14 protein-coding genes and 2 pseudogenes are annotated in these 15,922 nt (G+C 35.2%); 13 read left to right on the forward strand and 3 right to left on the reverse strand.

Going from position 1 to position 15,922, the window contains the following annotated elements:
- Positions 1–18 precede the first annotated feature (18 nt).
- Positions 19–1,749, reverse strand: a complete 1,731-nt coding sequence (locus U9R83_RS26930) for a glycoside hydrolase family 13 protein (RefSeq protein ID WP_328575531.1) — start codon at positions 1,747–1,749, stop codon at positions 19–21.
- A gap of 206 nt (positions 1,750–1,955) precedes the next feature.
- Between U9R83_RS26930 and U9R83_RS26935 the strand changes: the two genes are divergently transcribed.
- The 9 genes and pseudogenes from U9R83_RS26935 to U9R83_RS26975 form a co-directional block, all read left to right on the forward strand.
- Positions 1,956–3,215, forward strand: a complete 1,260-nt coding sequence (locus tag U9R83_RS26935; protein ID WP_226701703.1) for an extracellular solute-binding protein — start codon at positions 1,956–1,958, stop codon at positions 3,213–3,215.
- A gap of 18 nt (positions 3,216–3,233) precedes the next feature.
- Positions 3,234–4,556 carry a carbohydrate ABC transporter permease gene (locus U9R83_RS26940; protein WP_328575532.1) on the forward strand — a complete coding sequence of 441 codons (1,323 nt, stop codon included), beginning with the start codon at positions 3,234–3,236 and terminating at the stop codon, positions 4,554–4,556.
- Position 4,557: 1 nt separating this feature from the next.
- On the forward strand, positions 4,558–5,400 hold the full coding sequence (locus U9R83_RS26945) for a sugar ABC transporter permease (protein WP_328575533.1): 843 nt from the start codon (positions 4,558–4,560) through the stop codon (positions 5,398–5,400).
- A 70-nt stretch (positions 5,401–5,470) separates the two neighbouring features.
- On the forward strand, positions 5,471–6,625 hold the full coding sequence (locus U9R83_RS26950; protein ID WP_226701701.1) for an ROK family transcriptional regulator: 1,155 nt from the start codon (positions 5,471–5,473) through the stop codon (positions 6,623–6,625).
- A gap of 95 nt (positions 6,626–6,720) precedes the next feature.
- A complete protein-coding gene (locus tag U9R83_RS26955) occupies positions 6,721–8,058 on the forward strand; it encodes an alpha/beta hydrolase (protein ID WP_209369431.1) in 1,338 nt (445 codons plus the stop codon).
- Between the two features lie 656 nt (positions 8,059–8,714).
- A complete protein-coding gene (locus tag U9R83_RS26960; protein ID WP_209369429.1) occupies positions 8,715–9,380 on the forward strand; it encodes a type 1 glutamine amidotransferase domain-containing protein in 666 nt (221 codons plus the stop codon).
- Positions 9,381–9,457: 77 nt separating this feature from the next.
- Positions 9,458–10,621: an iron-containing alcohol dehydrogenase gene (locus tag U9R83_RS26965; RefSeq protein WP_328575534.1), complete on the forward strand. Its 1,164-nt coding sequence runs from the start codon at positions 9,458–9,460 to the stop codon at positions 10,619–10,621.
- Positions 10,622–10,647: 26 nt separating this feature from the next.
- Positions 10,648–10,731 (forward strand): annotated as a pseudogene (locus U9R83_RS26970) (putative quinol monooxygenase); the annotation flags it as partial.
- 101 nt (positions 10,732–10,832) lie between these two features.
- Positions 10,833–10,937, forward strand: a pseudogene (locus U9R83_RS26975) (putative quinol monooxygenase); the annotation flags it as partial.
- A 206-nt stretch (positions 10,938–11,143) separates the two neighbouring features.
- On the opposite strand, the gene U9R83_RS26980 reads toward U9R83_RS26975, so the two are convergent.
- Positions 11,144–11,980, reverse strand: coding sequence for a phytanoyl-CoA dioxygenase family protein (locus U9R83_RS26980; RefSeq protein WP_209369423.1), 837 nt, complete (start codon positions 11,978–11,980; stop codon positions 11,144–11,146).
- Between the two features lie 160 nt (positions 11,981–12,140).
- On the opposite strand from U9R83_RS26980, the gene U9R83_RS26985 reads away from it, so the two are divergent.
- Complete coding sequence (locus U9R83_RS26985) at positions 12,141–13,025, forward strand: AraC family transcriptional regulator (RefSeq protein WP_209369613.1); 885 nt, start codon at positions 12,141–12,143, stop codon at positions 13,023–13,025.
- Positions 13,026–13,410: 385 nt separating this feature from the next.
- On the opposite strand, the gene U9R83_RS26990 is transcribed toward U9R83_RS26985, so the two are convergent.
- Positions 13,411–14,376, reverse strand: coding sequence for a quinone oxidoreductase family protein (locus U9R83_RS26990; protein ID WP_226701700.1), 966 nt, complete (start codon positions 14,374–14,376; stop codon positions 13,411–13,413).
- A 301-nt stretch (positions 14,377–14,677) separates the two neighbouring features.
- Between U9R83_RS26990 and U9R83_RS26995 the strand changes: the two genes are divergently transcribed.
- The 3 genes from U9R83_RS26995 to U9R83_RS27005 are packed head-to-tail and all read left to right on the forward strand — an operon-like array spanning position 14,678 to position 15,920.
- Positions 14,678–15,250, forward strand: a complete 573-nt coding sequence (locus U9R83_RS26995; RefSeq protein WP_209369611.1) for a TetR/AcrR family transcriptional regulator — start codon at positions 14,678–14,680, stop codon at positions 15,248–15,250.
- 14 nt (positions 15,251–15,264) lie between these two features.
- Positions 15,265–15,606, forward strand: coding sequence for a DMT family transporter (locus U9R83_RS27000; protein WP_098525941.1), 342 nt, complete (start codon positions 15,265–15,267; stop codon positions 15,604–15,606).
- Entirely contained in the window at positions 15,606–15,920 is a 315-nt protein-coding gene (locus U9R83_RS27005; RefSeq protein WP_209369610.1) for a DMT family transporter, read from the forward strand. The genes U9R83_RS27000 and U9R83_RS27005 overlap by 1 nt, the downstream gene beginning before the upstream one ends.
- Positions 15,921–15,922: the final 2 nt, after the last annotated feature.

Below are 15,922 nucleotides of genomic sequence, written 5' to 3' on the forward strand. Positions count from 1 at the left end.
ACTCAAGTTACATCTGATCTAACTTTTCATTAAAATGGCAAAACTCTGTTCTTTAAGAGAAAACTGTTTAGATACAGGTTGATTTGTCCATAAGTTTAAAGCATGATTGAAGCTATTTGGGAGTTGAATTTCCTTTTCGACATTTGAACGGTTAATAATGAACATTAGTTCTTCAGATCCTGCAGTTTTTGTATAAGATACTATATCCTGAGCTAAATCCTTAAAAGCAAATTCTCCGTCGTTTCCAAAAGATGCATACTGTTTGCGCAATGCAAGTAGCTTCTTTACGAAATTGAATAAATCAAGGTCTTGTTTAGCACTATCCCATTCCATGCATTTTCGGCATCCAGGATCGTCTCCTCCGGTTAAACCAATTTCATCTCCGTAGTAGATACACGGCGTGCCTGTAAACGAAAGTTGAAATACATACAGCAGTTTGAGCCTTTGGGTTTCACCTTGGCACATTGTTAAAACTCTCGGTGTATCATGACTTCCAAGAAGGTTGAATGCCACTTCATTCACATGTTGAGGATAAGATTGAATAACTTTAGTTAATTCATTTTGAAATTCTTCAACTGTAGATGTTTGCTTTGCGAAGAAGTCCAATGCAGCATTGGTAAAACGATAGTTCATGACTGCATCAAATTGATCTCCTTGAAGCCAAGGCATAGAATCATGCCAAATTTCTCCCAAGATGTAGACGTCTGGTTTAATCGATTTAACTGTTTTTCTAAATTCTCTCCAGAAATGATGATCTACTTCATTTGCAACGTCTAAGCGCCATCCGTCAATATCAAATTCTTCAATCCAATATTTTGCCACATGCAGAAGGTAATTTTGTACTTCTTTGTTTTCTGTATTTAATTTAGGCATAATCGGTTCAAAACCAAAAGTACGGTAGTTCACTTTATTTTCTTCTTTTAAAGGAAACTGTTTTATATGAAACCAATCTTTATAAATTGACTGTTCTCCCTTTTCCAAAACATCTTGAAAAGGTCCAAATCCATAACCACTATGATTAAAAACTGCATCCAGCATAACTTTAATTCCTTTTTTGTGACATTCTTCTACGAGTTTCTTGAATACATGTTTGTCACCGAAGTGAGAGTCAATTTTCAAATAGTCAATGGTATCATATTTATGATTGGTAGATGCTTCAAATATTGGTGTAAGATAAATGCCTGTAATACCTAGGTCTACTAAATAATCTAGACGATTCACTATTCCCTGTAAATCTCCCCCAAAAAAGTTTGAAGCTGTGGGTGCTTCTCCCCATTTCTCTACATTCTCGGGGTTTATAGAATGATCTCCATTACTAAACCTTTCAGGGAATATTTGGTACCAAATCGTATTTTTTACCCAAGAAGGAGGAGTAAACACATCAATTTTATTTAAGAATGGAAAACAAAAGTAGTAGTGACAATGATTTGGTATTTCGTTAAAGAAACCTCTTTCGGTATAAACCACTTCTTCAACGCTGTCTTTACATATAAATCCATAGCGCATTCGGTGATTATCTGGTTTTATTGAAATGTGCCAGTAATCAAATAAATCGTCAGATCCTGCCAAAAACATAGGTTCTCTCTTATAAAGCCATTTATCGTCTTTCCATAAATAAGGATCTCCATAAATAAGGGTAACCTTGTGTAAATCTCCTTTTTTAGATTGCAAGCGAATATGTAAGGTATCTTCATCGTATGCATAAGCAAAATTATTTTTAGGACGGTGGAAAATAGAAGTATAGTTCACAATTAAATCCCCTTTTTTAATTGATTAAAATAATTAATAAAATAATATTAGGTTTTTTTATTTTTATTGTCAATGAATATATTTAAGTATTTGTTATATTGTAAGTGCTTGCATTTTTTATTTTTGGATTTATAATAATGAATTATAAGTTAATTTATTAAAACATTTAATTAATTTAAAAAGAATAAATGAAAGGGGAGAAAAAAATGAAGTTTTTTAAAAAAAGCATTCTATTAGCTTCTACAATTGCTTTATTAACGGCATGTGGTATAGAAGAGAAATTAGATGCGAAAGAAAAAAGTGAAGTGGAGAGGAAACCAAAAAAACTAGTTGTTTGGGAGGAGAAGGGAAAAGCGGAAGCTTTAATTCCTGCCATAAAAAGTTTCGAAAAGAAATATGGTATTCAAGTAGAATATAAGGAGCTAGAGCTATCCGCAGAAATTAAAGAAAAGATTAGGTTAGATGGACCTGCGGGAACAGGTCCCGATGTACTAAGCTTACCACACGATCAGATCGGACAATTGGCGTTAGAAGGGCTAATTAAGCCAATCAAAGTGGATAAAAAAACTATTAGTCAATTTACGAAACAAGCGATTGAGTCTCAGACTTATGACGGAAAGCTTTATGGACTTCCAAAAGCAATCGAAACGCCTGTTTTTCTTTATAATAAAAAGCTTATGAAAGAACCTCCAAAGACGATGGAAGAGCTCTATAAGATTTCAAAGCAGCTCAAAGGTCATAAACAATATGCTTTCCTAGCACCTTGGGATAACTTCTATTTTGCAAATGCCGTGATAGCAGGAATGGGAGGAGAAATATTTAAAACAAAAGATGGGCACGTAGATGCTTCTAAGGTTGAATTAAACAACAGAGGTGCGGTAAAAGGAGCTTCATACATAAAGAAATGGTATCAGGAAGAGTTGTTTCCAAAAGGAATTATCGGCGAAAACGGTGGTTCAACGTTAGAAGGCTTATTTAGTGAAGGTAAGGTCGCCTCGGTGATGAGCGGGCCGTGGGCTTTTGACAGTTACAAACAAGCAGGAATTGATCTCGGTGTGTCAACGTTACCAACACTGCCAAATGGAAAACCTATGCAAACATTTATTGGAGTAAAAGGATGGGAAGTCAATAGCTTTACAAAATACAGCAAATGGTCTACTAAACTTGTCAAATATTTGACGAACTATGAAAATGCAAAGATTCGCTATCAAAAAACACAAGAGATTCCACCTGTTGTATCCCTTTTAAATGATCCTTTAATTCAAGAAAATGAAAAATCTAAAGCTATAGTTACACAAGCAAGCACAGGAAAAGTAATGCCAAATATTCCTGAGATGAATGAAGTATGGGGTCCGATGGTAACAGCGCTGCAGTTAATTGCTAACGGAAGGGAAAATCCAAAAACAGCGTTGAATGAAGCGGCAGAAACAATACATGATCAAATTCAAGCAAACCATGGTAGTTAATAGAAGGGAGAGGACAGCATGAATGATACAAAGAAACAAGTGGAATATTCTACATCTTATTTAGGTCAAATTCATCCAAAGAAGCATCGTCGAATTGCTATGTATTTATCCTGTATTCCCGGTTTAGGTCAAATATACAATAAGCAGCTATTAAAAGGCCTTTTTCTATTTATTTTAGCAGCCTCGTTTATTATAGCCTTTAAAGATTTATTAAATATCGGATTATGGGGGCTTATGACTCTTGGAACAAAACCCTTTCGGGATCATTCTATTTTTCTTTTAGTAGAAGGGATCTTAGCAGTACTCGTACTAGCTTTTGGGGTAGGAATATACGCTTATAACCTATATGATGCTTATCAAAACGGTAAAAAACGAGACGAGGGGATAGCTGTTCATTCAGTGAGGGAACAGTACCAAAATTTAATTCAAAACGGCTTCCCTTATTTAATGTTATCACCTGGTTTTTTACTTCTTATTTTGGTAGTGGTATTTCCAATTATTTTTATGGTGCTATTAGCTTTTACCAACTATAATCTTTACCATTCTCCCCCGGCCCGTTTGGTTGATTGGAACGGAATCAGTAATTTTATTGATATTTTCAAGCTGGATATTTGGAGAGAAACCTTTATTTCGGTATTCTCGTGGACAGTTGTATGGACTTTCGTAGCAACAAGTGGACAAATTTCGATCGGAATGTTTTTAGCCATCGTAATTCATCAGAAAGAGCTTAAGTTTAAACGCTTTTTTCGTACGATTTTAATTTTGCCGTGGGCTGTACCAGCTTTTATTTCCATCCTCATTTTCAGCGGAATGTTTAATGAAACATTTGGAGCTATTAATAATGATATATTAGCATTCTTTGGTATAGCATCAATTCCGTGGATGAGCGATCCTTTCTGGGCTAAAGTAGCTTTAATCTTCATTCAATGGTGGATTGGATTTCCCTTTGTTTTTACAATGATTACTGGCGTTTTGCAATCAATTCCAGAAGAACTCTATGAAGCTGCAACGATTGATGGAGCTACGCTTTGGAATAAGTTTCGACACATTACACTTCCAATCGTTCTTTTCACAACAGCGCCTATTATGATTACACAATTTACAAGTAATTTTAATAATTTTAATGTGATTTATCTATTTAATGGAGGAGGTCCGGCTGTATCCGGTCAAAATGCGGGGAGTACAGATATTTTAATTTCATGGATTTATAATTTAACCATGACCTCAGCGCAATACGGGAAAGCTGCAGCCATTACGTTGGTACTTTCCATGATTGTTATAGCTATAGCTTTATGGCAATTTAGGCGTACAAAATCTTTTAAAGAAGAGGACATGATGTGATATGAACATAAAGACACAGAGATTTCTTCGATTAACTTTTTCTTATATCGTATTGGCTCTTGCGAGCGCTATTGTAATTTTTCCAGTACTTTGGATTATAGGTTCGTCTTTAAATCCAGGTAACAGTTTATCTAATTCATCCATGTTTCCAAAAAATGCAACTTTGTCTCATTATAAAGAACTGTTCAGTTTTAATGATAGCTATTACCTGCGATGGTATTGGAATACGTTAAAAATCAGTATAGTAACGATGGTATTGTCCGTTATCATGGTGGGTCTAATGGCTTACTCATTTTCACGTTTTCAATTTGTGGGAAGAAAAAACAGCTTAATGTTATTTTTAATTTTACAAATGGTTCCACAATTTTCAGCTTTAATTGCTATCTATGTATTAGCCTATTTAAGTGGGCTGTTAGATACACATTTAGCGCTAATTTTAATTTATGTCGGCGGACTCTTACCAATGAATACATGGCTTGCAAAAGGGTATTTTGATACGATTCCAAAAGAATTAGACGAATCTGCAAGAATGGATGGAGCAGGGAATTTCCGCATTTTTTATCAAATAGTGCTTCCTTTAGCAAAGCCTATATTAGCAGTAGTAGCGCTTTTTAGCTTTATCACTCCATTTACAGATTTTATTTTAGCTACTATCCTATTACGTTCTGAGGAAAAGTACACATTAGCTGTAGGATTGTACCGCATGATCAGCGGTCAATTCGGAAATTCATTTACCGAATTTGCAGCAGGCTCAGTTTTAATTGCTATCCCCATTAGCTTTTTATTTTTAGCTTTGCAAAAATATTTTGTGACTGGACTTACAGCTGGGGGAACAAAAGGGTAAGCAACGTTGATATGTACCTTTTAATTAAATGTTATAATGAAGGAAATAGAATGACAATAGGAGAGTTTACATGGTATTAAAAGGGCAAAATACGACAAGAACGAAGAAATTAAATCAATCTTTAGTTCTAAAACTACTGTTGCAAAATGGTCCAATTTCTAGGCAGCAAATTGCTGAAATTACCCATTTAACTCCTGCAACGATTACATATTTAACAGCAGAGTTAATCGAACGCGGTCTAATTGTAGAAAAAGGGGATCTTCAAACAAAGAGTCCTAGAGCTGGACGAAAGTCGGTAGCTCTAGATTTGAACGGAGACTCTTATTGGGTTCTTGGCATCCATACAAGTATGGAGCGTTTGAAAATGGGACTTGTTAACTTAAAAGGAAGAATTACAGATTTACAAACAATACCTGTTCCTTCTAAGTTTAATGAAGAGGAGTTCTTAGCATTTACAGCAGAACGAATTAAAACGTATTTGCATGATCACTCAGAGATGGTTATAGAAGGAGTCGGCATAGGAGCTTTAGGTGTTGTAGATATTGAAAATGGAAAGCTTTTAGGAAATCAGCGTTTAGGCTGGCCTGATGTTGAACTGGTATCCTACTTACAAAAAGAAATATCATTACCTATCTATTTAGATAACAATGTAAGCGCAATGACGCTGGCTGAAAAAATGTTTGGTAATGGCAAACAACTATCAGATTTTATGTGTATTTATCTAGGTCATAGAATAGGAGCTGGAATGGTCCTGAAAAATGAATTGTATCGCAGTGGCTTAACAGGGGGCGGAGAATTTGGCCATATGACCTATATACATCAAGGGAAACCATGCTGGTGCGGAAATAAAGGCTGCTTGAATCAATATGCATCAGAACAGGCTATTTTAGAAGAGCTGCAAGTTTCAACAGCTGATGAGGTTCTTCGGAAAGCTGTTGATCGTGATGAAGCTACACTGGAAGTGATTGAAAAAGCAGCCGAGCAAATTGCTGTTGTATTGTCTTCTTTTATCAATATGCTTCATTTGAAAAAAGTCGTTCTTTGCGGTACCTTATCAAATCCTATTTTACCAGTAAAGGACATTATTAATAAGGAAGTAAATCAATGTTCTTTCTTAGCTCGAGCTGATGGGATAGAAGTGGAATCTTCTAAGTTAGGAGAAAACATTGAAGTGATTGGAGCAGGAGGGCTAGCATTATGGTATGGCCTTTATAATAAGAAATGAAACGTGTGGAGAAATTAGTTCTCCATATACGTTTCTATTAATTAATTAAATGAATTAATGAAATTATTCGTTATCAAAAAGGGAGTAGAGAGTAAATGACAGGACCTAACATCATCGTGATAAATGATTTTTATTCGACTTATTTAAATAATAAGCGAAATTTATATATTTATTTGCCTCCGAGCTATGAAAAAGAGAAAGAAAAGTATTATCCTGTGCTTTATATGCATGATGGACAAAATATCTTCCACAGAGCTGCTATCAACGGGCAGTCGTGGAAAATCCATCTTGAAGCAGAGCGCTTAATCAAGGAGGGGCAGATCGAAGAAATCATTATCGTTGGAATATCCAATATGCATGAAGAAAGAGCAGAAGAGTACAGCTATCACACATTAGACGTAGTTGAACTGAATATTCCTCAGCCATTAGCTACAAAGACACCAAAAGGAGAGTTGTACGAACAATTTGTGGTCGAAGAAGTAAAGCCATATATTGATTCTGTTTTTCGAACTAAAAAAGAGGCGTGTCACACTGCGCTAATGGGATCTTCAAGAGGAGGGGCCGTTACTTATCATATGGGATTTAGAAGGCCTGATGTATTTGGAATGTTGGGAATTCTTTCACCTTATTTTTATTATGTGGATCCAAAGTCTTTAAGCGTATTTCCTTTAGTTGAGTCTTACACAGATAAGAGAGAAATATATAAAGTGTGGATGGATGTTGGGGAACAAGAAGGTTTACTAATCATGGTAGACCATGTAAAGCAAGTGGCGAAAAAGTTAATAGCTGCTGGATATGAATATGGAAAAGAATTAGTTTACTATCAAGACCCTGAAGCTTCTCACACAGAAAATGATTGGGCTAAAAGGATAAGCTCACCTCTGATCTACTTCTTTGGAAATAAGGGCGATTTGGAATCAGTTGAGATAACGGGAAGAAACTTAATAGGGTTAAATGAATCTACATGCAGTGTTAATGTCATTAAATCGTTCAGCAGTGGATTTAAAATGAGTGAACTAAATGGTGCGTTTTCAGTTTCAGATGAACGTATAGCAGAAGTAGAATGCAACGGAAAAATTTTACCTAAAAAAGTTGGGAAAACAACTGTTTCATTCGAAGAAAACAGTTTACGGTGCGAAAAAGAAATTGAAATAGTAGAATATATGCCAGATAAACTGGTAGCTTCTTTACAGGTTCGATCCGTAGAGGATATTTCAGAAGCAACAACTATTTATGCTGGACTTCCTTTGAAAATGATACAGCCGAACTTATATTATGGTACGTTCATCTTGCCTATAGACGTAAGTTTTTCATTTCAGATTCATACAGATACCGGGAAAGTAGAAGTATCTAGTCATGGTGAACCTCTTTCAAGAACGTTACACGTAACCAAACCAGTTGATTTGAGTTGGACTGTATCAAATTGGAAATAGAAATGAACCAAAAACCCACGTAATGATTCGCTGAAAGCAAATAGAAAAGCCTTTTCTGAAAAGAAAGGCTTTTTTATTTGCTTTCAGTAAACAATCAAAGAGAAAGCTTGGTATTTAAGCATAGAAAGAGAATTTTATTGGGTCTATATTAGGGTGAAATAAAAAATGATATCGTTCGTAAAAGTATAAGTTACCGAACTATTTGATATTAACAGCCTCTTTATATAAAAGACATAGGATTTATTAGTTGTAACCTTTCAGTTTAAAATAGCTTTTACCGTACGTGTTTTTGTTAATTTGTATGTGACTTACAGAGAAGTTTTGAGTAGTTAAACTGAAAATAAAAGTGTGCAAGAAAGCTTTTATTGCTTATTCAAATAAACAATGAACGATTTCAATGCCATTGAAATAAGAAAGGAAGTATCTCTAGACAGATAGCTTTTTTATTGCTGATATGAATGGGATTAAAATGCAGTAACCAATAAATGAATAGGGAGAGAACTAGGTGAAACTAAGAATGTACTCACGAATTGTAACTATAAATTTTTTTATAGATAAATGCATTTTTTCTAATTTGTATTATAGGTATATCAGTTCTACAATATGACTTGTAAGACTCAAAACATTAGACGATTACCCCTTAGGAGGATATTTATATGAATAAACATGTACTAATGGTCGTAACAACGGCTGATAAAATGAAAGACGATCACAAAACAGGTCTTTGGCTTTCAGAATTTGGCGAAGCGTACGTTGAGTTTGCAAAATCTGGATATGATGTTACCGTAGCAAGCCCATTAGGTGGAAAAGCTCCCGTAGATGATCGAAGTCTTGAAGGAGAAACACCGCAAGAAATCTTAGATACAGCTCAGCATTTAGAAAATACGGTAGCATTGGATGCAATTACAGATGGCTCCCAATTTGATGCCATTTTCTTACCGGGTGGTCACGGTACTATGTTTGATCTTCCAGATAATAAAAAACTTCAAGCATTAATTCGTGAACTCTATGAAGCAGATAAAGTAGTAGCTGCCGTTTGTCATGGACCAGCCGGTTTAGTAGGAGTCACTTTATCAGATGGCACGCCACTAGTAGCAGGTAAAGATGTAGCAGCATTCACAGATGAAGAAGAGTGCGAAACAACACTAGATCGCTTCATGCCATTTCTTTTAGAAACGCGTCTTCGCGAGCTTGGTGCAAATGTAGTAGCAGCACCAAATTGGACAAACAATGTGCAAACAGCAGGAAACTTAGTAACAGGACAAAATCCACAGTCTACAGTGAGTGTAGCAGAAGAAGTTGTTAGTCGACTATCTAAATAAACAATGAAAAGATGTCTGTAAGCTCATAAGAGCTTATAGGTATCCCCTATCAAATATGATACTAAAGGAGAAAAACAATGGAAAATTTTCAATATCACAATCCAACAAAATTATTTTTTGGAAAAGGTCAACTTGAAGCATTAAAAAATGAAATCCCCCTTTATGGCAAACGTGTGTTAGTTCTATACGGAGGAGGCAGCATTAAGCGTAATGGGTTATACGATAGAGTGATGTCTTTACTTAAGGAAATTGACGCCTTTACAGTAGAATTGAACGGTGTAGAGCCCAATCCACGCTTAACAACAGTTAATAAAGGGATTCACTTAATTAAAGAAAATGAATTAGATTTTATTTTAGCAATAGGAGGAGGCAGTGTCATTGACTGTGCAAAAGCAATTGCTGCTGGCTCTCACTATGAGGGAGACGTATGGGATTTAGTGACGAAAAAGGCACCAGTAACGTCAGCCCTTCCAATTGGTACAGTACTTACACTAGTAGCAACAGGCTCTGAGATGAACGGGGGTTCTGTCATTACCAACTGGGAAGCCCAAGATAAGCGTGCTTTTGGCTCTATTCATACATTCCCTAAATTCAGTGTACTAGATCCAGAACTTACATTTTCTGTACCACGTGACCAAACGGTTTACGGTATTGTTGATATTATGTCTCATGTATTGGAACAATATTTCCATGCATCAACAAATGCACCTCTTCAAGAGCGAATGGGAGAAGCTATCTTACGCACGGTAATTGAAGTATCTCCAAAGCTCGTTGATGACCTAGAAAATTATGCGTATCGAGAAGTGATGATGTTAAATGGAACCTTCGCGTTAAATGGAACCTTATCGATGGGGGTAAAAACGGACTGGGCCACACATATGATTGAACATGCTGTTTCCGCAGTTCACGATATTCCTCACGGAGGAGGCTTGGCAATCTTATTCCCTCACTGGATGGCATATGTTGCAAAACAGAAACCAGAAAAAGTAGCTCAATTAGGAATTCGTGTCTTTGATATTGATTCTAAGGGTAAGATGGATAATGAAGTAGCAAAAGAAACGATTGATGCCTTAAGATCATTTTGGAATTCAATCGGTGCCCCTGCAACCCTTTCAGACTATAAGATTGATGATAAAGAGCTGGAACTCATGTCTGAACGTGCAATGGTAGCAGAAACGATTGGTGGATATATTCCATTGAAAAAAGAAGACGTAAAAGAAATTTTGCGAAACGCACTTTAAAAAACGAACGTAAACGAGGGAAAAGTATGGCGGACATTATTATTAATGCAATACTTCAGGCTAAGCCAGGAAAAGAGACATTTCTTCGAGAAGAGTTGGTAAAAGTTATTGCACCGTCAAGAGCAGAAGACGGATGTATTCAATATACGCTTCATGAAGATATCAATAAAAAAATACATTTGTTTTTTATGAGAGATGGAAAAACGAAGAAGCTCTCTTGTCACACCTTGAAACGTCCCATTATAAACATTACAGAAGTCAAACGGAACAACTACTTGAAAGTAGAGAAGTACATCGTTTGAAGGAAATAAGGTAGCACATTTGCACCGTTCATGTAACGAACGGTGCTTTCATTTTGAGGTATATAAGATATTTATTTCTTGTTAACATAAACACTCTTTCCTGAAAACATAACAAAAAAGAATGGCAAAATTGCCATTCTTTCATGATGAAATCTATCTTCTATTTTATTACAAATAATATCTGACTTCTTTTCATACGTATTCAATAGAAAATCCTCTCTTATTTATTTTTATGATAAACAAGAGGATTTAATGGACTATTGACGAGATCACCAGTTTGCAAACCAGGCATCCAACGTTTCAAGTCATTCTCACGTGCTTTATGATCAATTTTCGACACGACTGTTTCATCAGCAATGTATATAATCGTCATTACTTCACGTGTACGCTTTGTGGGATTACCTGGAGCGCTGTGCAGAGTCCATCCGTAGTGGAAGGTTGCATCTCCAGCATCCATTGCTCCATACGTAATTGTATCGAATCCTTTTGAATTAATATAATCACCTAATGTTTGATGAGATTCATTTGAAATGGCCAGCTTACTAATATAGCCTTGTTGATGAGAACCTGATGCAAATGACATTGATCCCATTTCCTCAGAAACATCTACTAACGGCATCCACATTGTAATGGTTTTATCAGTATCTATTGGCCAATAAGTTTGGTCCTGATGCCATGGAGTATGTCCGCCACCAGGCTCTTTAAACAATGCTTGATCATGGTAGATTCTAACACCGTCTACACCAAGCAATTCAGCAGCTATTTTTGCAAATCGACGGGCCATTACAAACCTTTCTACTTCTTTTGATTCTTGCCAGAGGTTCATTCTTTGAATGAACGCTTTTCCGTAAGTATCTCTTTCAGATAATGGTGCTAATTCTTTTGTATGCTCTTGAACGAATTGATATATGACATCACGGTAAGCTTTTATTTCTTCTTTTGAAGCTACACCTTGCAGACGTATATGTCCATTTTTTTGATAGTTATTAATCTGTTCCTGTGTAAGAATGTATTCATTCTCTAATTGTGGTAACGTTTCTACTAAATGCTTTTTCAAATCTATCCCTCTCCCTATTTAATTTTCTAGACATTTCTAGCTGTTAATTTGATTATAGTATCGGTGTAGATTGATTTGTTCCGTTTTATTGTGCAAGAATATGCTTTTTTTTGATCTTTTTGCTACTATAAAAGAAACAATTGAAAGGGTGCCTATTTATATGGAAGCTGTTAAAGAAATACATTCCTATGACCCGTTGTTTCCATTCATTTTCATGTATAAAATAAGTGGAAATCCGGATTACAAAGTTAATTTATACCACTTCCATGATTGGTATGAAATAGTTATTGTTCATGATGGTGAAGGAAGTTTTTTTATTAATAAAAACTTTTACGATATTAAAAAAAATGAGATGTATCTCATCCCAGCAGATATTATCCATAAAGCAACCTCGTCGGTAGAGTCTCCTTATGTATGCAGTGTAATATTGTTTCATCCCATACTTATTTATTCAATGGAACTTGGGGATTCTTTTTCTTACTTATCTTTCTTTCATCACAAGAATAAGGAGCCAGAATATCAATATCAATTAACAGAAAGTGAGATGAAAAATTACGAAGAGTTACTTTTACATATGGCAGGTGAAGTCCATAAAAAAAAGGGAAATCGTCAAGCCTTGTTGCTTTTACTTCATTGGATTTTACTCTTTTTTAACAGGAACCCTAATCGGACAGATATAAAAGGAATTATTCAAGAAGAATCCAAAAGCGAAATATGGATGAAAGAAATTCTTATATATATTGACATGCATTATATGGAAAGTGATTTAACGTTATCAACTCTTGCTAATGAGGCTTTAGTCAGCGCTGAACACTTTAGCCGTGTTTTTAAACGTACAACTGGCTTTACACTTCCCAACTATCTAGGAATTAAACGCTTGTTTAAAGCAAAAGAACTTTTGCTATATTCTAATCATTCAATCTCTTATATTTCTGATACCTGCGGCTATAAAAGTGTTTCCTACTTTCACCATAAGTTTAAAGAGAAAATTGGCTGTACACCTGGTGAATTCAGAAAAAATAAAAGAGGATTACTAAAAAAATAGGTTATAAACTATAAAAAGTCCCCTTGAGAGTGAACTGAACCCAAGGGGTTTAAGAATGGATGATTATTTCCTTTAGGTAGGTTTTTTATACACCCTTAATATCACTACGTTTACTAGATACCCAAGGAAAGGAGAGTGCATACAAAGTGCACGTTTTATTCACATACAGTAATATGTTAAAAATATCCTGCACGTATATAAAGTGGTAATATATAGATGTTTCATAAGTCGGATACGTATGAACGAACCCTTACAAAAAGCAACCTCGTTTATTGGCCAATACCGAGGTTGCTTTTTGTTGTTTTTAATAGCTCTATTTACTCAACGGATCTAAACTCTGGTGGTAAATACAGTGAGATGTAGATGCTTCCAAATTGTTTCGTATTCATATTTTAATTAAAACTTTTCCTCTGTAATTACGACTTTCTACTAGTTTATGTGCTTCAGCCGCCTCTTTCAAATTAAATACTTGTGCTATAGGAAGAGTAAGTTGTTTTGAATTAAAAAGCCCTAATAATTTTTCTGCCACAGGTGCTAACCTTCCTGGATCATAATTTCTAGTAGTACCTAAGCTGAACCCTTTGATATTTCTACAACTGCTATGTACATCACTCGTTTTAAAAACCCCAGCCTTTCCACTGCTATTGCCGAATTGAACGAGCGTACCATATAAGGCTAAACAATCTAAACTCTTATTAGTGACATTACCAGCAACGGAATCAAAAATAACATTTGCTCCTTCATTGTTTGTATGATTTAACACTTGCTCTGTAAATGTTTCATAAGTGCAAATAATATCTGCTCCTAACCTTTTTACATAATCTCCTTTCTCTAAATCTCCAATAGTTCCGATAATTTTTTGAACACCTAATAGTTTAGCTACTTGTATGAGCATTGAACCTACACCGCCAGCAGCACTATGAACCACGATAGTATCTTGCTTTTTTACCATTCCAATTTCATGTATTAGTATGTAAGATAAGATAGATACTGTTGGCATAGCCGCAGCTTGTTCGAACGATAAAGTATCTGGAATTTTAAATACTAACTCTTCATTAGCAATTACATACTCTGCATACGAACCGTTCTTTGGAAAAGCAATTACCCGATCTCCTTTTACAAAGGAGGAGTGGACCGAACTCTCTTCAATTGTCCCTGCAGCATCTAAACCAAGCATCAAAGGGAAAGTGACTTTACCTTTGTTACCTAAACGGTTTTTAATATCAGCATAGTTTACACTTGTAAAAGCTACTTTTATTAAAACTTCATTTTTACTTATTTTAGGTCTTTCCATTTCTGTATATAGAAGGACATTCGTATTCCCACACTCATGTTGAATTATAGCTTTCATCTTTTTATCCACTTCCCATTGAAATTTTTTCGCCTTACATTAAATTTATTATCTAACCCTTTTTTTATTAATGATCTCTATAGTTGTGTTCGCTGTGAATGTAGTTTATTCCTTCAGTATGCTGTTCCTTGTCATGTGAAATTGCAGTTACCATAATGTTCTTTACAGGAACCAAATAAAAAAGAACCCTGGTGCCCAGGGTTCTTTTTTGTTTCGGCTTTTACTCCATTTACTATTTAAATTGACATCAAAATAGCATTTTGTTAATATTGACTTACGAACGTTCGTAAGGAGTGATAAGATGAAATCAAATCAGTTAAAAGAAGTCGCTTTAAATCAATTTGCTTTACATGGTTATCAAGGAGCTTCACTTGCTACTATTGCTAATGAAGTAGGCATTAAAAAACAATCTATATATGCACATTTTAAAAGTAAAGAAGATCTTTTTATTAGTACTTTTAATGATTCTCTAGAAAATGAATTGCAATTTATTAAACAATTCATGGAAGAAAATCATTCAGTACCTCTTGAAAAGATTTTATATAACTTTTTAAACGAATACTTGGGACGTTATCAAAAAGATCACAATATGAGCTTCTTTATGAGAACATCCTTTTTTCCACCATTAGAGTTTGAAGAACAAATTAAAAATGGCACCAATATGTTTGTGAATGAATTAGAATCTCTGTTTTTATTAGTATTTAAAGAAAGAGAGGGTGACTTAAAGTACAAAGTTGCTCCTGAATCTGCAATGCTGTCATTTTTAACAATATTTGATGGATTATTAGTTGAACTGTTATATGGATTCCCAGATCGTCTTCAGAAACGTCTAACTAATTCGTGGAATATTTATTGGCAAGGTATTACTGAATAAAAGGAGAGAGTCAAATGAATCGCGCTTGGGGTTTATTAGTTTTAGGATCCATATTAGAAATATTCTGGGTCATGGGATTAAAACATGCTGATGATGTACTCACGTGGACAGGAACCATTATTGCCATTGTTTTATCTTTTGGCCTATTGATTAAGGCCACTTCAAAACTTCCTGTTGGGACAGCCTATGCTGTATTTACTGGACTTGGTACTACGGGTACTGTGTTACTTGAGATGCTGGTTTTTGGAGAACCATTTCAACTTATAAAGATTATCTTAATTCTTGTTCTTCTTGCGGGTGTTATTGGACTGAAGCTTGTAACGGGCAGTACAAAACAAGAAGGGAGTGCTTCATAATGGGATGGATTTTTCTTGTTTGTGCAGGCATTTTTGAAGTTGTAGGTGTCACAGGTTTAAACCTTATATTACGTAATAAAAATATCTTTTCATTTGCAGTCTTTGTGTTAGGACTGGGAAGTAGCTTCACCTTCTTAAGTCTAGCCATGCAATCTCTACCAATGGGAACAGCTTATGCAATATGGACAGGAATTGGAACAGTTGGGTCAGGGGTTGTAGGAATCCTATTTTATGGAGAATCAAAGAGCTTAGCTAGAATTATATTTATGGCTATGGTATTAAGTGCCGCAATTGGTCTAAAGCTTATTAGTTAACA

It is taken from the genome of Priestia sp. LL-8 (assembly GCF_036227845.1).
Taxonomy (GTDB): domain Bacteria; phylum Bacillota; class Bacilli; order Bacillales; family Bacillaceae_H; genus Priestia; species Priestia zanthoxyli.